Below are 20628 nucleotides of genomic sequence, written 5' to 3' on the forward strand. Positions count from 1 at the left end.
AAACTTGGCTCATCAATTTTCTGACAAATATTTCTCAAATAAACTTCGAGTAATTTCTACCAATCAATCAATGATAATTTTTTTCAATGATCAACTAGCAAAAATCCACACAAGTTGTTCTTCATAATCTCTTAATGATCTTCTCGATGATTCGTCATCATCAAGCTAGGTCAGCTATATTACTCTCTTCTTTCAGAAAGTCAACTAGTAATTTCAAATTATTTTAAACATCTTAAACTCAATCAATCCATTCAACTAACTGATTTCTAAGAAGTTTTAATCTTCATCACCGCCGATGGATGTGCATTCTACAGCATTCCCAACCTAACACAACCCCTTTTTTGAGTTATTTTGCCTGTATGCTTATTTTTTAATCACCAACTTGTACATATGTTTAATATCTCTACATTTTAAGTTTAAATAATGAACATTTATTATTTTTATCATATTTTTCTTATCATTTTTTAAAACCACCAATACGGCATCGCTGTCGTTTTTAACAGTTTTCTATGCATCAAATAATTAGAATCAAAAGACTGCACCAGATTCCAAAACTTTGTGCTGTGATCAAAATGTTTGGTATGGGCTAATTCATGTACGCAAACATAGCGTACGATTTCTTTGCTAAAAAGCACCAAACCACTATTCAACATAATATCGTGCTTTTGCGTGCAACTCCCCCAACGTGTTTTCGGTTGCCGCACAGCACATTGCTTGTAATTAAGTCCGATCTCATGACTCGTCGTTTCTAAAAATTTCACCAAATGATTTTTCGCATAAGTAATCACAAAGGCTTTGAGATATTCTTCAGGATGTCGATTGCTTATATAGAGTTGTAAATTTGACTCATCCAAAATAAAGGATTGCTTTTGGGTTTGATATATAACGTTAAGGGGTTGCTCTAGATTGAAAAGCTGTAAATGTTGGGGTAATTCTTGATTTTTTGCGCTGTACTGCGCCTGTTGTTTAGTCCATGTTTCTACTAACCATTCATGTGATTCATTTATAAATTTTTCTATTTGTTTTTGCGTGCAATATATAGGTGCAGTCAATCTAATCTGAGTTGGCTCTACACGTAAACGTAATCGAGTTGCTCGTGCATGTCGAACGAGTTTGATTTCAGGAAGTGCAATCTGATCAGACATTGATAGTATTCTAAATTCTTTTTTCAATTTATCGCTTTAAACTGTTGTTAGAACAGCCACATTATTTAACCCAAACTCTCAAATGAGAATTTGGGCTTTATTTTCTATTATTTAAACCAAGCAATTAAACCGCTGTACGTTCTTCAATGCCATTATTGGTTGCAACAATTGCGATATCCGCTTTATTTAATGCAAAAATACCGTTTGTCACTACACCTGGAATGTCATTTAAAGTTTTTTCCAACTCTAATGCATTTAGGATGTTTAAGTTATATACATCCAAAATCACATTACCATTATCAGTAACAACACCTTCACGGTATGCAGGATCACCGCCTAAGGCCACGATTTTACGTGCAACTGCAGAACGTGCCATTGGAATCACTTCTACAGGTAATGGAAATTCGCGGCTTAATTGTTCTACCCATTTTGAATCATCCACAATACACACAAATTTTTTGGCAATCGATGCAACGATTTTTTCACGGGTTAAAGCAGCACCGCCACCTTTGATCATATGCATATGGCGATCAATTTCATCTGCGCCATCAACATAAGCATCCAGTCCGCCAACACTATTCATGTCAACAACTTCAATACCGAGTTTTTTTAGGCGCTGTGCTGTTGCTTCAGAACTTGCAACCGCTGCTTCAAGTTGCAACTCAGGCAAAAGATCAATAAGAAAGTTTACTGTACTGCCTGTTCCAACGCCCAAAATGCCACCTTTTGGCAAGTGTTTTAAAGCTGCTTTGGCTGCGGCTTGTTTTTTCTCATCTTGGGTTGCATAAAGACTCATGTTATCACTCAACTATTTTTCACATTTGCTTAAAATTAAAAGCGCAAATGCAATGGGTTTGCTACAATAAACGCTTATATTAAACTGTTAGAGGGAAGATTAACATGCTGTCTCGTTTGGTTCGACAAATTTTACAGGCAACGGTCTACGACGTTGCAATCGAAACCCCACTCGACGCAGCGCCACGAATTAGTCAAAAGTTAAACAATAACATTCGCTTTAAGCGCGAAGACTTACAACCTGTCTTTTCATTTAAACTACGCGGTGCATACAACCGTATTAGTCAATTACCGAAATCTCAGTTAGAACGTGGCGTTATCACAGCTTCAGCAGGTAACCATGCACAAGGCGTGGCACTATCTGGTCAGAAACTGGGAATTCGCGCCATTATTGTCATGCCAAAAACTACACCTGACATTAAAGTACAAGCGGTTAAACGTCTTGGCGGTGAAGTGGTATTGCATGGTGATTCTTTTGATGTTGCAAATAAATATGCAATCGCGTGTGCTGAAGAACAAGGCATGACTTTTATTCCTCCTTATGACGACGAATTGGTCATGGCTGGTCAAGGAACGATTGCCAATGAAATTTTGCGTCAATGGCGTGATGTAGACTATGTATTTGTTGCAGTTGGTGGTGGCGGTTTAATTGCAGGTGTGGCTGCCTATCTTGGTGATGTTGCTCCTCACGTAAAAGTTATTCCAGTTGAATATGATGAGTCTGCGTGTTTAAAAGCTGCTTTTGATGCAAATGAACGTGTAATCTTACCTTCTGTTGGTCTATTTGCTGATGGTACTGCGGTTGCGCAAATTGGTGAAAAGACATTCCAAGTCATTCAACTACAAAAATCCGATAATTCTGGACCGATCGTTGAACGTGATGTGGTATTGGTCAATACCGATGAAATTTGTGCAGCAATCAAAGATACTTTTGATGAAAATCGCAGTATCGTTGAACCTTCTGGTGCAATGGCTTTGGCAGGTATCAAAAAATACGTTGCTGAACATGGTTTAGAAAATAAAAACATCGTGTCCATTGTATGCGGTGCAAATATGAACTTTGACCGTTTACGCTATATCGCTGAACGTACTGAGCTTGGTGAACGTAAAGAAGCGATTTATGCAGTCACCATTCCTGAAGAAAAAGGTTCATTCTTGAATTTCTGCCGTACTTTACAAGGTCGAAATATCACTGAATTCAACTATCGTGTTGATGAAAATGAAAATGCACAAGTTTTCGTAGGTATCAGCTTAAAAGCAGGTGAAAAAGAACGTCATGAAATTTATGATTTATTAAAATCTAAATATGACGTTGATGATCTATCTGATGACGAAGTTGCAAAATTGCATATTCGTTATTTGGTTGGTGGACATGCAAATATCGAAAACGAACGTCTATTCCGTGTTGAATTCCCTGAACGTCCGGGTGCGCTTTTGACTTTCCTTGAACGTCTTGGTCCAACGCATAATATTACACTTTTCCATTATCGAAATCATGGTGCTGCTGAAGGTCGTGTTTTGGTTGGTTTAGATGCTGAGGATGCGAAACAAAACCCAGATGGTTTGATCGAAACATTGGAAAATATTTCTTATCCATATGTAGAAATCACTGATAATCTTGGTTATCGTCGTTTCTTAAAATAATCCTATAAATCGTGTCAAAGTGAATTTGGCACGATTTATTTTAAAAATAAGCGTTTTAAAACACGCTTATTTTTTTACTTATTTGATAAGAAATAAAGAGGAAATACGGATATTTGTCTATTTCCTGCCTATTTTTGAACTGTTGATAAAGCATAACAACAAATATCAATACCTTCAGGCTATCATTATCCAATCATAATCATCGGCATTTCTTCATCGTATATGTCATTAAACACTGTCAATAATTGATCGTTCATTTCATTATCAACAGGTACAAGTAACCAATATGGATTTTCTGCTTGGATAACAAATAAAGCCATTTCCAAATCATCAGCAACTTCATTTATATTTTTAAATACAATATCTTGTAGCATTTGATCTTCATAACTATAAGCATGATCCAAATCTTGTTCATGATCACCTTCTTGAAAATGATCATAAGCTTCTTGGATTTCATCACTAATTTTTTCAGCGAGCGCATCCGTATTGATTTTATTTTTGATCAAAGGATAGGACATGTCCAAATTTTCAGTCGGCTCATCCATATCCATTTTCATGATGTTTTGCCGTGTAGCATTCACCCAGATCAGTAGTGCATCAAAATCACTGGGATCATCAGGCTGCGTGCTTTGATTTAATTCTGGAAAGATCAATTTTAGTGTTTTAAATAGTTCACTTTTCATGGATGAACTCCAATTTAAGTTAAAGTTACTCAATTTGCATTGGCACTGTCTTGATTTAAATATAAAATATATCAATTAATAAATTGAAATGATGAGCTCTTGTATAATTTCTGCACTTATTTGTTCAGCACTAAATTGACAAGAAAAGGACTAATTTATGGCGCAATTCGCTGTCATCGGTTTAGGTAGTTTTGGTGCTACGGTTGCACTCGAATTGATGAGTTTAAACCACGATGTTATCGGTATCGATAGTATCAAAAAAAATGTTGAAAGTATCGCTGATCGATTGACACATGCTGTAATTGCAGATGCGACAGATGAGCATGTTTTAGATGAACTCAATATCAAAAATTGTGATGCTGTTGTTGTCGCAATTGGTGAAGACATTGAAGCAAGTATTTTATGTGTGCTGCATTTAAAAAATCTTGGTATTCAAAAGATCTTGGTTAAAGCAAAATCTCAAGCGCATCATATGATCTTATCGCATCTAGGGATTGATAAAATTATTCACCCCGAAGAAGATATGGGGATTCGTGTTGCACAAAACCTGAGCTACCCAATGATTAGTCGTTATATGGCGCTCAATAATGATCATTATATTGTTAAAATCGAAATCGGCAGTAATTTACAAGGCGCACAATTTCAAACAGTCATGGAAAATGTGCACGATATTAAAACATTGCTTTTACAGCGTGGCTCACATGTTCTTTATGACATCGCACCAGGGACTATTTTGCAGGAAAAAGATATTTTAATCCTCGAAGGTCCTGTAGATGAGCTGAAACAGATTTCAACACGTTTCTTATAACCGCTTTTGAGCACATTTTACGTTTAGCATTCTTATGAAACAACTCATTAATAAAAAGCATAAAAGTGTTAATTTAAGCCCGCCGAGTCTACTAGCACTCGGCTTTTTGAGCTTTATTACCATTGGCACACTTTTGCTCAAACTCCCTTTCTCACATATCGGTGAGTTGAGTTGGATCAATGCATTTTTTACTGCAACTTCTGCCGTGACTATCACAGGACTTTCCGTAGTCAATGTTGGTGACTCTTTTACTATTTTTGGTAAAGTCATCATCATGCTACTGATTCAATGTGGCGGTTTGGGCTTTATGTCCTTTGCGATCTTGGCTGCGCTCAGTTTGTCGCCTAAAGTTGGGCTCAAACAGCAAATGATGGCTCAAGAAACCATTGGGCAAACCAGCTTGGCAAAAGCCACTTTGACCATTAAAGCTGTATTCTTTTACTCGATATTTTTTGAAGCTTTGGGAACATGCATCTTAACTAGCGCTTGGATGGAACATTATGATTTTGAGCATGCTTTTTTCTATGCCTTATTTTATAGTGTTTCCGCATTCAACAATGCAGGATTTTCCTTATTCCCCAATAGCTTAACCAGTTTCTCTGGGCAATACATGGTGACCTTTACCATCAGTATTTTATATATTATCGGTGGGATTGGCTTTGTTGTATTGATGGATATTAAACAAAATAAGCGTTGGAAAAAGCTTTCGACAAATAGCAAACTGGTACTATCCACCATTACAGGTTTAAACTTATTTGCTTTTATTATCATTTGGTTACTAGAAGCGAATAACCCTTTAACCCTTGCACCCATGTCATTTGATGACCAAGCTCTCAATGCATGGTTCCATGCCACTGTGCCCCGTTCTGTAGGTTTTAACAGTATCGATGTCGGTAGCATGACTGATGCATCATCATTTATCACCATGATGCTGATGTTTATCGGGGGTGGCTCGCTAAGTACCGCCGGCGGGATTAAAGTCGGCACTTTTATCATTACTGTGCTAAGCGTAATCAGCTTTTTAAGACGTGAAGATGAGCTCACTGTATTTAATCATCGTATTCCTGAACGTACGACTTTTAAAGCCTTGGCCGTGATTTCCATCACCTCTATGTTGATCGTGATTGGCTTCTTTAGTCTTTTAATCTTAGAACCACATAAGCGTTTTCTGGATTTACTCTTCGAAACTATTTCAGCAGCCTGTACAGTTGGTTTGTCGCGCGGAGTAACCGAAGACTTAGGTCCATATAGTTTAATGGTTTTAGCATGCCTTATGTTTGCAGGTCGATTGGGACCGCTAACTTTGGCATACCTGATCGCCACACCGAAGAAAAGTCGTGTCAGCCATCCTGATACCGAAATTCAAGTCGGTTAATCCAGTAAGACAAAAAGCAAAAAACCACTCAAAAGAGTGGTTTTTATTTTAAAAATAATAATTTTTTTAGTACCAATTCATCAAAGAAACACCTAAGCCCACGTAGGTTGCACGGTGATTATAATCAATCAAGCTTTCGCCATAACCATCAAATAATTGGAAATGTCCACGCAGTTTACCTTTGATTGGGAATGCCCAGTCGAACTGTGCCGCACCGTGTGAATCACTACCACCACGCAAAGAATGTCTTAACATCAGTGAAAATTCATTATCTTTATAACGGTAAAAAGCTGTTAAATCACCACGACCCACATAGTCCTTAATGTCTGGGTTATTATCATCTTTAAAATCTTCATCAAGACGATACCAAGGACGTAGCATAAGCGCAAAATTTCCACGCTCTAAGCCTACATTTAACATGACACGATTCCAACTACGTGAAAACGGATCTGAGCGACCATTGGATTGGTGATTGAGTGTCAATCCCAATAAACGACCATTTAAACCCAAAATCTCATAATTGGTACGGAACATCAAACTGGCTTCAGGCTCGTAGTTGGTTTCTCGAAATGGACGAGATTCTTTACTGTTCAGCACCTGCCAACGTGATGATTGAGTATAACCTATCCATAAATCACCATTGTTGCCAAAAATATTTTCCCAAGCTTTAGTTTTCAACGAGAGCTGGAATTTCATTTCTGAAGATTTTAAATCTTGTGATTCTGTTACGGTGTTCAAAGGATTTGGACTATGTGGTAATTCATTGCGATCACTTGTCCAAAAAACAGGAAGCACGTAGACAGGCTGATAAGCTCGAATATTCCAAGTACCCAGTTTACTTTCAGGAGCAAGCTCCCAACGCCGATCAAGTAAGGACGTATTTGGATCAATACTTGGTGCTTCTACAGCAAAAAGATTACCTAAACCATGCTTAATTTTTTCAGGCACAGTTTTTGGCTTCACCTCATCAGGCGTTATTTCATCTGCTGCGACACGTTCTGAAACCAACTCAGCATGAGCAGGCTCAGGAGTTTTAAAGATTTTGTCATAACAAGATAAACGATCAGCATTTGATTCAAGTGCCGCACATGCTTGTGCCGTCATTGGATTTACTGGATCAATATAGCTAGCAACGACATTCTGAGTTTTGTTATTGGCTACTGTTTCCGCATGTAGCAAAGGCACCAATCCTAAGCTAAGCATGGTTAACATGCTTAGCTGAAAAGGAACTCGCTCAAAATTTTTGAACGACATAAATTTCTCCAGTCTTTCTTTTTTTAATTTACTTGTTTAATTTCAAAGCCCAGTTGCTCTAAAGTTTCTTTCTTAGCAAATGGTGCTACCACAGCTTTACTCGCCTGTTGATCGATTAAATATGTTTTCGCAACACGTTTTAAATCTTCTAAAGTCACATTCAAGATACGTTCACGCAGTAATTTTCTAAATGCAGGCGTACGATCATGCAATAAAGCATAACATGCAGTGATTGCCTCACCCGCAGGTGAACCCGGTTTATCCATACCAGAAATCAAACCTAAAATAGATTCTTCAAGTTGATATGGTTTTTGTTCAGTATTTAACAACCAAGAAATACTTGCTTCAAAATCATTAAACGTTTCAGCTAAGCGCGGATCACGGTAGCTATAGAAACGGAATGCACATGCATTGCCATCATAAGTTGCACCGCCGCCATAAGCACCACCTTTTTCACGAATGGCGCTATGCAAAAATCCATTACGCAAATAACCAGCAAGCACCATAAGTGGTGCAGCATCAGGATGCGCAACTTCAACAGCTGGATATGATGAAGCACAGAATTGAACATTGGCTTGAATCAACCACGCTTGATCTTTATCAGAGTTTTCTTGTGCAACTTCAGTCAAATATAAAGGCGATGTATCAACTGCAACTTTATCCCAAACAGTTTGAACTTCTTCAATCAAACGTTCAGATTGGTGTTCTTCACAAACCAATAAAAATTGTTTAGGAGCCAATAATAATGCACGGTGAATCGCTTGTAATTCTTGAATAAATTCAGCATATAAAGCGTCATCATTTTCAATTTTAGTGATGAGACTTCCAAGCCAATTTAAAGCGCCTAAACCTGTATTATGATAATCACGATTTGCCAACGCACTCATATTACGAGATGAGACTTGCATCGCATAACTATGACCTGCACCTGAAAGACGAGATGCCCAACGTGTTTTACGTTGTTGCAATAACTCAATAATGCGGCCTTTTTCATCAAAACGTAATTGCTCAAATGCAAGTTTCAGCAAACGAATCGCTTCAAAATTGTGAGCTAAAGATTTGGTTGTCAAAGTAAGCCAAGATGAAATTTGATTTTTATCATCGACTTTACTTCGCAACGAAGCACCCATACCCAAACCACCACTAACAGCAGTTTGTAATTGCTGCAATTGTAAATAACTATATTCACCCGCACCCACTTCACCCATCAAAATTGAGAGCAAATTGAAATACGGTGACTTAACGATTGCATCAGGAATTTTAATCACAACTTGTTGATAATAAATCCCATTGGTTCCAGCGTGATATAAATTCAATGGAGTATCTACGCCATTGCTAATGATTTCACGTAACTGACCTTGCACGATCGCCATTTCAGCAGGAATATCTTCCAATCCAACTTTTGGCAATATATCTAAATCGTCTTCAGTTTCTTGGCGTACTTTAAGCGCTTGTGTTTGCGCCTTAATTTCAGTCTTATCGCTTTCAGTCAAAGACTCACCAATTTTTGCCAAACGTGCTTGTTCGTCTGCTGTTTCTTGGGCAGATTTAGTTGCATCTGGAACCAAAGTCATTTGTACACGGTGTGGATTGTCTAGCAAATACGTTTGGATCAAATTTGACAACCACATAGGATCTTTCAATTCTTCTTTGACTTGATCGATCGCACTATCCACATCCCAAACATGAATTGGATCGCTGTGATGAATTGCACTGCCCAAACCATTTAAAATCAAAGTCAAACCATAAGGTGTGCCATCGCCATTGATTTCACGTTGATGTAATTCAATTTGGTGCAAGATCGCATCAACAATTTCAGTATCAACAGGTTTTGAAGCAACATCTTTTAAAATGTTTAACACACCATTTTTAAATGTTTCACTATGTTCTGGGTTTGAACCCTGTACGCCACAGTAAAAAGTCATTTCAAAATTGCTATCATCTACGCCCATGATTGGACCAGTAGACTGTGCATAGCCACAAGTTTCAAGATAATGGCGCAGTGGCGATGCTGAATTTTCAAGCAAAATCCCTTCCACTAAACGCATGCCTAAGCGAAGTTTGATATCGCTAGACTCAGGCAACAACCAAGACAAGATATGATAGGTTTTGTCTTTTAAATCTTCACTATCTACAGCATAAGTTTCAGTAACTTCTTTTGGCGCTGTAAGACGCTTTTCGGCTTTAGAATAAATCGTTTCGCCTTTTTGAAATTTGGACAATGCCAATTTTTCAAACTGTTCTTGTAAATTATAAGCAGGCTCATTACCGAAAGTCATAAACACAGCATTACTTGGATGATAATGCGATTTATAAAATGAAACCAATTCCTCATAAGTTAAATCTGGAATATCTTTAGGATCACCACCTGAGTTGTAGTGATACGTTGTTTCAGGAAATAAATGATAAGCCAACTGATGATAAAGTTGATCTGAAGGTGAGCTCATCGCACCTTTCATTTCGTTGAAAACAACACCTTTATAAACAGGTTGATCATTTTCAAGTTCGATGCGAATCCCTTCTTGAGCAAAATCAAGCGGATTTAAATTTGCAGCAAATGCAGCATCTAGATAAACCGAAAGTAAATTTTGAAAATCTTTTTTATTTTGCGTTGCAAATGGATAAGCCGTCCAATCTGCTGCTGTAAAGGCATTCATGAAAGTATTTAGGGAACGACGGATCATTAAAAAGAACGGGTCACGCACTGGAAATTTTTCAGAACCGCAAAGTGCAGTATGTTCGAGGATATGTGCTTCGCCTTTTGAATCCATCGGCTGGGTACGAAATGCCACCAAAAAGACATTTTCATCATGTTCTGTAGCCAAGTGATAGTGAATTGCACCAGTCACTTTGTGTTTAAATTCAGAAACTAAAATATCTAAAGCTTCAACATGGTGTTGACGTACCAACTGAAACGCGGGATGAATGGATTGATTTAGAGTTTCAGTGACATCTACAGTCATGCAAATTCCTCATTTTATAAGTTTTAAAAAATATTCTGCATTATAGCTTTAGTTCGAAGAACAATTCACGCTAAATTAGACAACTTTTAACATTTAATCCTACTTTTACGCTCAGGAATATTTATATCTGATTCTTAAGATAATGATAAAAATCAAATCTAAAACTCTGTTTGATCATTCAAGGAACACCTCTATCAATATAGTATTGATTTAAATTGTTTTTATATTAAAAAGCATAAGACGGATAAAAAATATATTGAAAGAGGAAAGATAAGAAAATGAATATGATCCCATATCGACAATTGTTGTCCGGAATTCATATTTAGGCTAAAACCCATAACACCCTATTTGTGTGATAATAAAATGTCTAAAACCTCTTGGACTGAAAGGAAGTACCTAATCTACCAGCCCAACGATCGGGTCCTACCTTTGTCACAAGATCATAAGATTTTACTGCTATTGCTGTAATGTTTGAGTGCCTAAAAATATCTATCAATTATTAGGCACTCACCGTGCAACAGCAGAAATTAATTTAATTTAACTTAACTTTTCTCAAATCCAAATAAGGATTCGCTACAACTTCATCGGCGCTTGCCATAAACCAACGCTTCACATTATTTGAATCTGTCTCAACCCCACCATTAACATTATAACATCCGAAGGATTTATCATCGTCATTGTAAAGCTTAACATTTGCTGTCGTTAACGGTACCCAAGTATTGTCAGATTTAAGAATTTGAGCATTTGAAACTGCCAATTTACGTTTAGGCATATCCCAACAGTTTGCTGTATTTCGTCTAAAATCTTCTACAAACAAATAAATTTGATTAACGATAATACTTTCAGCATATCGATGCGTTCCTAAATTGTAACTTCGGTTTGATTCTACATCTCTAATAGTAATCGTAGAATCTGCATACGACGTACCTGATGCATCCCTTCCATTCTGATAAGTCATCGTAAATTCATAGGGTTTACCAATTTGCCAAATAAATGGCATTGAACAACTTCCGCCAGTACCTTCACCTCCAAAAGTAACACAACTTGTACTCCCCGGATCTAATGTTCTCGCTTTACCTTTATCACCAAGAGAATCAATATCCCAAGTAGAATAGAGAACCCTTTTATCGCCAGTAGCACTCACTTGTAACCCTGCATAACTTCCAGGAAAGCCCATAACTTCATAATAAGTACCAAGTGCTTCAGTTCCAGGAATTATGGTTACTTTATATCCTTTGACTTGATCAGATACAATTTGTTCAGGGCGATCAAAAAGTATATAAGTATTACTCATACCCCATGGACGCTTAACTTCGGTCGTAGTTGTATTTAAAGTCAACTTGCCAGATATACCGTTTAATGATGCAACAACATCTATCGTTTCATTTGGCTGCCGTCCAGCAATCCATGTTGCTTCAATTAATCCATTTTGATCCGTAGTTGGCGATTTCAAAAATACTTTGCTAAATTTATCCGAAATCGTAAAGCTTAATGGAACGTTTGATACAGGCTGATTATTTTCATCAACGACTTTAAAAACAAACGGTTTTTTAGGAATACTACCACTTACAGCAGTTGTGTCACCTGACACTTTGAGAATCGTAAAACTTTTCTGTTGAGGATTCGTCGTTATTATTGTATTGGTTTGAGTAGAATAAGGGCTTGTTTGCTTAACTTGTGCCGCTGCTATTGGAGCAACATTGGTTTTATTCGATCCGAAAAACGAACTTAGAACATTATTGAAATCACTCAAAAATGTATCAAAAAAACCAGCATGGACAAAAAATGGAGCACTGAGTAAAACAGCACTCACCACAGCAATTTGCTTTTGACTTTTTTTCATGACATTTCCTACATTTTTTCAAGTTTTAGTATTTTGATATTGCAATTTTTTTAAATACCTATATTTAATCCATTGAATAAACAAGTATATTTTTTTATTGTGATAAAGTACCCTACTTAAATCGACAATTTGCGCAATCTAATGAGCACTTTTATCGTATTGATACTTTAAATCTAATCTATAAAATATTACATTATTGTTAATATTTTCTAAAATAAAGTGCAAAAGATATCTCTAATATTCAAAACACTAAAATACATATCACGATGGGATGGAAAGTAAAAAACAATTAAACCAAAAATATATAAAAATCAAAAAATTAGAATCTATTTATATTTCGCGACTGAATTGCGTTGTCGACAAACCTTAAATTTACTAGAGCTATAAAATAAATCGGTATTTTCACTTAGCAATATAATCACCTCTTATCCTGAATTTTATTCAACAATTTTTTGAAAAACTGAATATTGAAAAATTGAGCATTGGTGTAAACTATCGTTTTTTAAAATTGTAATGTGATTAAAGACATGAAAAGCGTTGATCTTTTTGCCATTGGCAATGCACTCATCGACCAAGAATTTAAAGTATCAGATGATTTTTTGCTGAGTCAAAATCTGCAAAAAGGTACAATGCAGTTAAGCGATGGCGAAACTCAAAGCACTTTATATCAAAATCTGCAAGCAAGCCAAAATTATAAAGGACAAGCTTCAGGTGGCTCTGCGGCAAATACTACAGTTGCATTTAGTGCCTTGGGCGGTTCAGCATTTTATGCCTGTCGTGTAGGTAATGACGAACTTGGAACAATTTATTTAGACGGTCTCAATGAAGCGGGTATTCAAACCACTGAAAAATCCATTAGTGATGGCGTAACAGGTACATGTATGGTACTTGTCAGCGAAGATTCTGAACGTACCATGCATACTTATCTCGGGATTACAGCTGAACTTTCAGATGCGCAAATGGATTTCACCCCATTAAAATCAGCAAAATGGCTCTACATTGAAGGTTATTTATCGACCAGTGATACTGCACGTAAAGCAGTTAAAGTTGCGCGTCAAATTGCAAAAGAAAACGATGTAAAAATCGCAATAACACTATCAGATCCGGCAATGGTTCAATATGCTCGCAGCGGTTTAGATGAACTTATTGATGGTGCTGTAGATCTAATATTTTGTAATGAACAAGAAGCAATGATGTATACAGAAACTTCGACTGTAGAAGATGCACTTGCTAAATTGAAATTACTTAGTAATGAAGTTGTCATTACAATGAGTGAAAAAGGTGCTTTAGTTGCCAACCAAAATGAGCAATATGTCGTTGCAGGACGCAAAGTTACAGCCGTTGATGCCAATGGTGCTGGTGATGCATTTGCAGGTGCTTTTTTATATGCACTAAACCAAGGATCTGATTTACGCTCAGCAGCTCAGTTAGCAATTTTAATTTCAAGTGAAGTCGTCGCTCAATTTGGACCACGTCTAGATGTAGCGGACTATGCTAAACTTTTGCAAAACTTCCAAAAGGAATGTGCATAAATGAATAAAATCTGCATGACCGAAGATATCCCAGAACGTGAAGCTCGGTCTTTTGACATTGAAAATGGTGATATTATTTTTATTACTCAGCGTGATGGCAATTTTTTTGCTTATCAAAACCTTTGCCCACACCTGCAAACAGAACTTGAATTCCTAGAAAACCAATTTTTAGACCAAGATCAAGAATATATCCAATGCTCAACTCATGGTGCTTTGTTTGAAGTTGAGTCTGGAAAATGTATCTTTGGTCCATGTGAAGGTGATTCACTGGAAAAAGTAGCGATAAAAGTCCATTCTGATGGCGGCATTTATTTAGAAGATCAATAAAAGGATAGCCATGCTTAATTTCTTTTTAGAGCTAGATTTACTTCCGTTTAACTTAAGTTTTTTAGCATTAATTATTTTAAGTATGGCTGAAACGATTGGGTATTACTTGGGCATGCGCCCAAGCACCCTAATCAAACGCTTTTCGCCGACTTGGTTGCGCTCATCCCCTTTACTTCAAGTCAAATTTTCTAAGGTTTTAATTTTTGTATTTCTATTAATAAACTTTGGCTTTGCTGGCTATTTTTTACAACTCTTAGCCTTTGCTTCACAACACCAATTTATGGCGTGGTATTACATCATCATTCCAGCCATAATCATCGCAATCTTCTTTACAGTCTTTATGCTGCATTGCCTAGACCAAGTCATCAAACCTAAATTTAATTCAAATCGTGTCAATTTACTTGGACGCTTAGCCACTGTATCTAGTGGAAACGCCCGCCCGGGTTTCTCTGCTCAAGCACGTGTACGTGATGAGTTCGGACAATTACACTATGTTCAAGTCGAACCAGAATTTGGCGAACTGGAGTTTCAATCACAAATTATCCTGATTCGTTTTAAGAAATCACATTATGTTGCAAAAAAAATCTCGATTTCAAATCAACTTTTCAACCCTGACTATGATGCATGAATTTAGTATTTTCATTAAAATACATAAACTTAATCTATAAATTTTAATAAATAATACTTTTACATCAACTGCTGTGATTTTTCGACAGTTCATAATGCAAATTTTGCATTCGCCTGCATTTTTAGATCATCTATCTCTCCCCTACAAATTGTCTTAAATAGCAAATTTAAAGTCATAAAAAGATACTAAACCTGATCTAGATCATCAAAAAAAGTGAAGAATACAACTTTGTATAATGAAAAATATTGATTATTTTTTATGCACACCACGTCACTTATTTTAATTTTTATATCACTAAAATCGCACATTAATTAATCAAAATTAAATTATAAATATTATATTTTAATAAACCTAAATAATACCAACCATTTTAATCAAGTTTAATTCATATTAATTTACTTGGTTTTAATTATTAAAACCAAGCATATTAGTCGACTTTAGATTTATATAATTACAACCATTTTAGTCAGGTTTTAAATAACAAATTTTTAAAATAATTATCAATAAAAATCAATTTTAACTATATGTTTTTAAACATAATAACAATATATTTATATTTTAACTATTTAAACTATTCCATTTTTGTTATTTTTTGTTTAATAATATAGTGTGATTTAAAAAGTCAGGCTTAATCAATGAGCTTAAAATCTAAAAATTTGAATCGTCGCTTAGTCCGTGAAATTGCGATCATATTAATAATTAAGATCGCTCTTTTGCTAACCATCAAACATATTTGGTTTGATGCGCCGACTATTCCCAAAGATTTTGACAATCAAGTTGCCGAGCGTATTGCTGGCAATTCTTCCCAAATCAAGGAGACACGTTGATGATTTCTGAAAGCGTGGTCGATCTTTCGCGGTTCCAATTTGCAATGACCGCAATGTATCACTTTATTTTTGTCCCTCTAACACTCGGTATGGCTTTTATTCTTGCCATCATGGAAACCACATACGTCGTTTCTGGTAAAGAAATTTATAAAGACATGACGAAGTTTTGGGGAAAACTTTTCGGTATTAACTTCGCTTTAGGGGTCACTACTGGATTAACAATGGAATTCCAGTTCGGGACAAACTGGGCGTATTATTCGCATTATGTTGGTGATATTTTCGGGGCACCACTCGCCATTGAAGGATTGATGGCTTTCTTCCTTGAGTCCACTTTTATTGGTCTGTTCTTCTTCGGATGGGATCGACTCAGTAAGGTTCAGCATTTAGTCGTCACATGGCTTGTCGCAATCGGTTCAAATATGTCCGCATTGTGGATCTTAGTGGCAAATGGCTGGATGCAAAATCCTGTAGGTGCAGAATTCAACTATCAAACCATGCGTATGGAATTGGTAGATTTCGGTGCATTGATTTTCAACCCAGTTGCTCAGGTGAAATTCGTACACACTGTTTCTGCAGGTTATGTCACAGGCGCAATTTTCGTATTGGCTATTTCAAGTTTTTATTTACTTAAAAAACGTGATTTACCATTTGCACGTCGTTCATTTGCGATTGCTGCGATTTTTGGTCTAGCTTCTACGCTATCAGTCATTATCCTTGGTGATGAATCAGGTTATGAAATTGGCGATGTTCAAAAAACTAAACTCGCTGCAATTGAAGCTGAATGGGATACTCATCCTGCACCAGCACCGTTTACTTTATTTGGTATTCCAAATAAAGAAACCATGACCACTGATTATGCAATCAAGATCCCTTATGTCATGGGTATCATCGCAACTCGATCTACTGATAAAGAAGTCAAAGGTATCAAAGATCTAATGGTTGAACATGAAGCACGTATCCGTAATGGTATGGTGGCTTATTCTCAACTTGAAAAATTGCGTAACGGAGACACTTCTCCTGAACTTAAAGCTGCATTTGCTCAAAACCAAAAAGATTTAGGCTATGGTCTTCTTCTTAAAAAATATGATGCAAATGTTGTGACTGCGACTGAAGAACAAATCAAAGCCGCTACTAAAGATACGATTCCTCATGTTCCGAGCTTGTTCTGGACATTCCGTATCATGGTCGCTTCAGGCTTCTTGATGTTGGTATTGTTTGTACTGGCTACTTATGCAGTCGCTAAACGTAATGCTGAAAACAAAACTTGGTTACTCAAATTTGCGTTGTTTGCTCTTCCTTTGCCTTGGATCGCAGCACAAACTGGTTGGTATGTTGCTGAAGTTGGACGTCAACCATGGACCATTGGTGAAGTTCTACCGACACATTTATCGACTTCTACCTTGAGTACTGGTGATGTAATGGGCTCTATTGCTGCATTGATCGCGTTTTATACAGTTCTCTTGATTATCGAAATGTATCTCATGATCAAATTTGCCCGCCTTGGACCAAGTTCATTGCACACTGGCAAATATCATTTTGAAACTAAAGCTGCTCCAAAAACTGAGGAGGCTCAGTCATGATCGAATATGAACTCCTAAAAATCATCTGGTGGGTACTCGTTGGGGTATTACTCATTGGCTTAGCGCTAACAGATGGTTTCGACATGGGATCAATGGTTCTCATGCCATTTGTCGGCAAAAAAGATGAAGAACGTCGCGCTGCAATCAATACGATTGCACCGCACTGGGATGGTAACCAAGTTTGGTTAATCACTGCTGGTGGTGCGATTTTTGCTGCATGGCCTATGGTTTATGCGGTCGCCTTCTCTGGAATGTACTGGGCGCTGTTATTGGTACTGTTTGGTTTATTCTTACGTCCTGTCGGTTTCGACTATCGTTCTAAACTAGAAAATACCAAATGGCGCAATGCTTGGGACTGGGGTCTATGCGTTGGTGGTTTAGTTCCTGCTCTTGTATTCGGTGTAGCTTTCGGTAACTTATTCCTTGGCGTACCTTTCACACTTGATGAAACTGTTCGCTCTAGCTACTCAGGTAACCTCTTTGGTCTACTTAATCCATTTGCCTTAGTTTGCGGTATCGTCAGTTTATCAATGCTATGCGCGCATGGTGGTGCGTGGTTAATGCTTCGTACTGATGGTGCATTACGTGAACGCTCTGCAAAAGCAACTCAGCTTATGGGTCTCGTTTTCCTTGTATGTTTCTTAGGCGCTGGTGCTTGGTTATACTTCGGCAACATCGAAGGTTATACCCTTGCAACTAACTTCGATACAAATGGTGTTGCAAATCCATTGGCTAAACAAGTGATCGAAAACTCTAACCATGGTTGGATGAATAACTACAGCAAATATCCGATTACGATGATTGCACCTATCGTGGGTATTTTAGGTGGTTTAATTGTTGTCTTTGCTGCGGGCAAGAACAAAGCAGGTTTAAGCTTCCTCGGTTCAAGCTGTGCCGTTACAGGCGCGATTTTAACTGCAGGCTTTGCATTATTCCCATTCCTTCTTCCTTCAAGCGAAAGTGCTATCTCTAGCTTGACTATGTGGGATGCCGTTTCTAGTCACAAAACTCTTGGTGTAATGACTGTAGCAGCGTGTATCTTCGTACCAATCATCCTTTGTTATACTTTCTGGTGTTATTACAAGATGTGGGGTGTTGTTACAAGCAAACACATCGAAGAAAACTCACACAGTTTGTACTAAGCAGCACATTAGGAGAATAAATTATGTGGTACTTCGCATGGATACTTGGAATTTTAATGGCATGCTTTGCAGGTGTACTAAGTGCACTCTATATCGAAAGCCATCAAGATTTAGATGAGGAATAACAGATGACAACAGCAGTGGCAACTCCGAAAAAAAATGGCATGCAAATAACCGTAATGATCATTTCATTTCTGTTGGCATTGCCTTTATCTGGCGTTCTATTGGTGAACCCTGCCCTAATGCTTGATAGCAATGGTCATTATAACCATAGCGTGTTAATGCTGGTCATGATTGGCATATCAGGTGGCTTTATCTACGGTGTTGGTTTCATCCCTAGATTTTGGTTATGGAAATGGTTATTTAGCCCATTTATAGCATGGCCTCTTATGCTAATTGGCTATTATTTATGGTTCTTTAACTAATTTTCAAAGCTTAAAAAAAGACCTCAAATTGAGGTCTTTTTTATGTCTAGACTTAAAATTTACGAATATAAGCAAAATGCTAAATCAGCGTTTTTTGCATTTCAATCAAATTTAAATCCAATAAAGGCATCCCTAGGTTTGCATCTAGAGGATAGTCTTCTATCAATCCTGTTTTCTTATATCCTCTGCGTTCATAGTATTGGATAAGTTCTTCACGTACATTAAGCACATACATATTGATTGCTTTTATGTTTGAATTGTAGATTTGTAAAAATTGCTCAGCCCTACCCAACAAAGTTTTTCCTATACCAGCTTGCTGAAAAGATGGATCTATACAGAAGGTTCCTATTTCTGCGTATGTTTCATAAAATGTTATTCCAATACAAGCAATTAACTGCTTTGATCGTGTATCAGGGCCTTCTATAACCATCAATAAAAACCCTGGCTTGTTCAATTCCTCAAATAATTGATCTTGTGTAATTCTTGAGCCCGAGACATATTGGGTTTCATTCGTCCAGCTTTTATCAATATTATTTCGATATGCATTATTTATTAAACGAACTAAATTAGGAATGTCATTATTAAGTGCAAATCTATACTTCATATCATCCTTTTAAAATTATAAAAGATCGTTCTTATCACGATCTTTTATCATATTTTTAAAGAATATAAATACTTTTCTAGAAAAATTTCTTATTTTTTATAAAATTACACAATCAAAATTATTGATTCGCCAACCAAGACATAAATCTTTGGCGTTCTGCTTTAGATGCCTTTTGCCAAATTTCAATCATTTGCTGATCAGCCGAGTTTGCTGAAACATGCTGTTGCACAGCATTTGTTTGAACTGGTGCAGGTGTAGCACTTGCAACTACAGCTGCCTGAGGTTGGTTTGCATAGACTGCTTGTGGTTGGTTACTAGGCGTTTTGGTATCTTGAGTCAAATCAAATACGCGACCAAAGACCCCACTTTTAAACCACGGTTTTGCTTGGTTATTTGCACCTGTTTGTTGAACAATCAATTTATTATTTTGATCAAAAATTGCAACTGTTGGTTGTTCAGCAAATTTTTTTGCTTCATCAAAATTGCGTGGAGCCCCCACCAAACTTATACTATATTTTTGCCCATCTATAAGATTTGGTGCTGTAACGGTGACTACACCTGATTTTAAAATATCATGTTCACCATCCATATGCTCAAAATAACCTTGATAGCGTACACTTAATGAGACTTGACCTGGATCAACTTTATATTCATTTTTTTTTGTTCTTAAAATTCCCGCATTTACTTCTTGGTCATTGACAGCCAAAATTACAATATCTTCAGGAGCTGAAATTGTTACTGCAGCAAAAATAGAACTACTCATCATCAGGCCAATTGCTGCCAAACCCATTTTAAATGCCATCTTTAACGTATCTCGTGTCAATAAACTAAAAAATTTATTGAACTATGCTACGTATGCGTGACATTTTTATGACAAACAAAATTTAGCTGAGCTAGAAAAAGTAATTCTATTGGTACTATCACGAACCGTATATCTGAAATTAAATAAATAAACTATTAAAAAATGAATATTTATATTATATATAAAACAATATTAAGTATTTGAAAATAATCATTATTTTTAAAATTTCTGTCATACTTCTTAGCTATACT

General features: G+C 36.7%; 19 protein-coding genes. 11 read left to right on the plus strand and 8 right to left on the minus strand.

Translation table 11 applies throughout. The annotated features are described in order from the left end of the window. Positions 1-464: 464 nt before the first annotated feature. On the minus strand, positions 465-1145 hold the full coding sequence (locus F960_RS05580) for a M48 family metallopeptidase (RefSeq protein ID WP_004860568.1): 681 nt from the start codon (positions 1143-1145) through the stop codon (positions 465-467). 124 nt (positions 1146-1269) lie between these two features. Further along, entirely contained in the window at positions 1270-1941 is a 672-nt protein-coding gene (gene rpiA / locus F960_RS05585; protein ID WP_004860571.1) for a ribose-5-phosphate isomerase RpiA, read from the minus strand. Between the two features lie 104 nt (positions 1942-2045). Here rpiA and ilvA point away from each other — a divergent pair, with 104 nt between their 5' ends. Next, positions 2046-3584: a threonine ammonia-lyase, biosynthetic gene (gene ilvA / locus F960_RS05590; RefSeq protein WP_004860573.1), complete on the plus strand. Its 1539-nt coding sequence runs from the start codon at positions 2046-2048 to the stop codon at positions 3582-3584. 185 nt (positions 3585-3769) lie between these two features. Here ilvA and F960_RS05595 read toward each other — a convergent pair whose 3' ends face one another. Further along, positions 3770-4267 (minus strand): hypothetical protein, encoded by a 498-nt coding sequence (locus F960_RS05595; protein ID WP_004860577.1) that lies wholly within the window; start codon positions 4265-4267, stop codon positions 3770-3772. A 157-nt stretch (positions 4268-4424) separates the two neighbouring features. Between F960_RS05595 and F960_RS05600 the strand changes: the two genes are divergently transcribed. Then, positions 4425-5075 (plus strand): potassium channel family protein, encoded by a 651-nt coding sequence (locus F960_RS05600; protein ID WP_004860580.1) that lies wholly within the window; start codon positions 4425-4427, stop codon positions 5073-5075. A 34-nt stretch (positions 5076-5109) separates the two neighbouring features. Next, on the plus strand, positions 5110-6450 hold the full coding sequence (locus F960_RS05605) for a TrkH family potassium uptake protein (RefSeq protein WP_004860582.1): 1341 nt from the start codon (positions 5110-5112) through the stop codon (positions 6448-6450). 66 nt (positions 6451-6516) lie between these two features. On the opposite strand, the gene F960_RS05610 is transcribed toward F960_RS05605, so the two are convergent. The 3 genes from F960_RS05610 to F960_RS05620 form a co-directional block, all read right to left on the minus strand. Next, positions 6517-7704, minus strand: a complete 1188-nt coding sequence (locus tag F960_RS05610) for a phospholipase A (protein WP_004860585.1) — start codon at positions 7702-7704, stop codon at positions 6517-6519. A 23-nt stretch (positions 7705-7727) separates the two neighbouring features. Further along, the gene (locus F960_RS05615; protein ID WP_004860588.1) at positions 7728-10667 is read right to left on the minus strand and encodes an insulinase family protein; all 2940 of its coding nucleotides are present in this window, start codon (positions 10665-10667) and stop codon (positions 7728-7730) included. Between the two features lie 532 nt (positions 10668-11199). Then, on the minus strand, positions 11200-12510 hold the full coding sequence (locus F960_RS05620; protein WP_004860591.1) for a DUF3472 domain-containing protein: 1311 nt from the start codon (positions 12508-12510) through the stop codon (positions 11200-11202). A 527-nt stretch (positions 12511-13037) separates the two neighbouring features. On the opposite strand from F960_RS05620, the gene F960_RS05625 reads away from it, so the two are divergent. The 8 genes from F960_RS05625 (at position 13038) to F960_RS05660 (ending at position 18971) form a co-directional block, all read left to right on the plus strand. Continuing rightward, positions 13038-14042 carry an adenosine kinase gene (locus F960_RS05625; RefSeq protein WP_004860593.1) on the plus strand — a complete coding sequence of 335 codons (1005 nt, stop codon included), beginning with the start codon at positions 13038-13040 and terminating at the stop codon, positions 14040-14042. A gap of 15 nt (positions 14043-14057) precedes the next feature. Next, positions 14058-14369 carry a Rieske (2Fe-2S) protein gene (locus tag F960_RS05630; protein WP_169333007.1) on the plus strand — a complete coding sequence of 104 codons (312 nt, stop codon included), beginning with the start codon at positions 14058-14060 and terminating at the stop codon, positions 14367-14369. A 10-nt stretch (positions 14370-14379) separates the two neighbouring features. Further along, positions 14380-14997 (plus strand): OB-fold-containig protein, encoded by a 618-nt coding sequence (locus F960_RS05635; RefSeq protein ID WP_004860599.1) that lies wholly within the window; start codon positions 14380-14382, stop codon positions 14995-14997. Positions 14998-15632: 635 nt separating this feature from the next. Next, positions 15633-15824, plus strand: a complete 192-nt coding sequence (cydP, locus tag F960_RS05640; protein WP_004860602.1) for a cytochrome oxidase putative small subunit CydP — start codon at positions 15633-15635, stop codon at positions 15822-15824. Continuing rightward, a complete protein-coding gene (locus F960_RS05645) occupies positions 15824-17404 on the plus strand; it encodes a cytochrome ubiquinol oxidase subunit I (RefSeq protein WP_004860604.1) in 1581 nt (526 codons plus the stop codon). The genes cydP and F960_RS05645 overlap by 1 nt, the downstream gene beginning before the upstream one ends. Beyond that, positions 17401-18546, plus strand: coding sequence for a cytochrome d ubiquinol oxidase subunit II (cydB, locus tag F960_RS05650; RefSeq protein ID WP_004860607.1), 1146 nt, complete (start codon positions 17401-17403; stop codon positions 18544-18546). Before F960_RS05645 ends, cydB begins: the two co-directional genes overlap by 4 nt. Before the next feature lie 23 nt (positions 18547-18569). Beyond that, positions 18570-18671, plus strand: coding sequence for a cytochrome bd-I oxidase subunit CydX (gene cydX, locus F960_RS21765; protein WP_004860610.1), 102 nt, complete (start codon positions 18570-18572; stop codon positions 18669-18671). Positions 18672-18674: 3 nt separating this feature from the next. Beyond that, positions 18675-18971, plus strand: a complete 297-nt coding sequence (locus F960_RS05660; RefSeq protein ID WP_004860613.1) for a cyd operon YbgE family protein — start codon at positions 18675-18677, stop codon at positions 18969-18971. A 79-nt stretch (positions 18972-19050) separates the two neighbouring features. Here F960_RS05660 and F960_RS05665 read toward each other — a convergent pair whose 3' ends face one another. Further along, positions 19051-19575 (minus strand): GNAT family N-acetyltransferase, encoded by a 525-nt coding sequence (locus F960_RS05665; protein WP_004860616.1) that lies wholly within the window; start codon positions 19573-19575, stop codon positions 19051-19053. 118 nt (positions 19576-19693) lie between these two features. Beyond that, positions 19694-20377: a YccT family protein gene (locus F960_RS05670; protein WP_004860618.1), complete on the minus strand. Its 684-nt coding sequence runs from the start codon at positions 20375-20377 to the stop codon at positions 19694-19696. Positions 20378-20628 lie beyond the last annotated feature (251 nt).

Origin of the sequence: Acinetobacter gerneri DSM 14967 = CIP 107464 = MTCC 9824, assembly GCF_000368565.1 — a bacterium.
GTDB classification, from domain to species: Bacteria; Pseudomonadota; Gammaproteobacteria; order Pseudomonadales; family Moraxellaceae; genus Acinetobacter; species Acinetobacter gerneri.

What these genes read in the sequence shown, in the direction of transcription:
- F960_RS05580 (WP_004860568.1), bottom strand. Translation starts at nt 1,145, where the DNA reads ATGTCTGATCAGATTGCACTTCCTGAAATCAAACTCGTTCGACATGCA.
- rpiA (WP_004860571.1), bottom strand. Translation starts at nt 1,941, where the DNA reads ATGAGTCTTTATGCAACCCAAGATGAGAAAAAACAAGCCGCAGCCAAA.
- ilvA (WP_004860573.1), top strand. Translation starts at nt 2,046, where the DNA reads ATGCTGTCTCGTTTGGTTCGACAAATTTTACAGGCAACGGTCTACGAC.
- F960_RS05595 (WP_004860577.1), bottom strand. Translation starts at nt 4,267, where the DNA reads ATGAAAAGTGAACTATTTAAAACACTAAAATTGATCTTTCCAGAATTA.
- F960_RS05600 (WP_004860580.1), top strand. Translation starts at nt 4,425, where the DNA reads ATGGCGCAATTCGCTGTCATCGGTTTAGGTAGTTTTGGTGCTACGGTT.
- F960_RS05605 (WP_004860582.1), top strand. Translation starts at nt 5,110, where the DNA reads ATGAAACAACTCATTAATAAAAAGCATAAAAGTGTTAATTTAAGCCCG.
- F960_RS05610 (WP_004860585.1), bottom strand. Translation starts at nt 7,704, where the DNA reads ATGTCGTTCAAAAATTTTGAGCGAGTTCCTTTTCAGCTAAGCATGTTA.
- F960_RS05615 (WP_004860588.1), bottom strand. Translation starts at nt 10,667, where the DNA reads ATGACTGTAGATGTCACTGAAACTCTAAATCAATCCATTCATCCCGCG.
- F960_RS05620 (WP_004860591.1), bottom strand. Translation starts at nt 12,510, where the DNA reads ATGAAAAAAAGTCAAAAGCAAATTGCTGTGGTGAGTGCTGTTTTACTC.
- F960_RS05625 (WP_004860593.1), top strand. Translation starts at nt 13,038, where the DNA reads ATGAAAAGCGTTGATCTTTTTGCCATTGGCAATGCACTCATCGACCAA.
- F960_RS05630 (WP_169333007.1), top strand. Translation starts at nt 14,058, where the DNA reads ATGACCGAAGATATCCCAGAACGTGAAGCTCGGTCTTTTGACATTGAA.
- F960_RS05635 (WP_004860599.1), top strand. Translation starts at nt 14,380, where the DNA reads ATGCTTAATTTCTTTTTAGAGCTAGATTTACTTCCGTTTAACTTAAGT.
- cydP (WP_004860602.1), top strand. Translation starts at nt 15,633, where the DNA reads ATGAGCTTAAAATCTAAAAATTTGAATCGTCGCTTAGTCCGTGAAATT.
- F960_RS05645 (WP_004860604.1), top strand. Translation starts at nt 15,824, where the DNA reads ATGATTTCTGAAAGCGTGGTCGATCTTTCGCGGTTCCAATTTGCAATG.
- cydB (WP_004860607.1), top strand. Translation starts at nt 17,401, where the DNA reads ATGATCGAATATGAACTCCTAAAAATCATCTGGTGGGTACTCGTTGGG.
- cydX (WP_004860610.1), top strand. Translation starts at nt 18,570, where the DNA reads ATGTGGTACTTCGCATGGATACTTGGAATTTTAATGGCATGCTTTGCA.
- F960_RS05660 (WP_004860613.1), top strand. Translation starts at nt 18,675, where the DNA reads ATGACAACAGCAGTGGCAACTCCGAAAAAAAATGGCATGCAAATAACC.
- F960_RS05665 (WP_004860616.1), bottom strand. Translation starts at nt 19,575, where the DNA reads ATGAAGTATAGATTTGCACTTAATAATGACATTCCTAATTTAGTTCGT.
- F960_RS05670 (WP_004860618.1), bottom strand. Translation starts at nt 20,377, where the DNA reads ATGGCATTTAAAATGGGTTTGGCAGCAATTGGCCTGATGATGAGTAGT.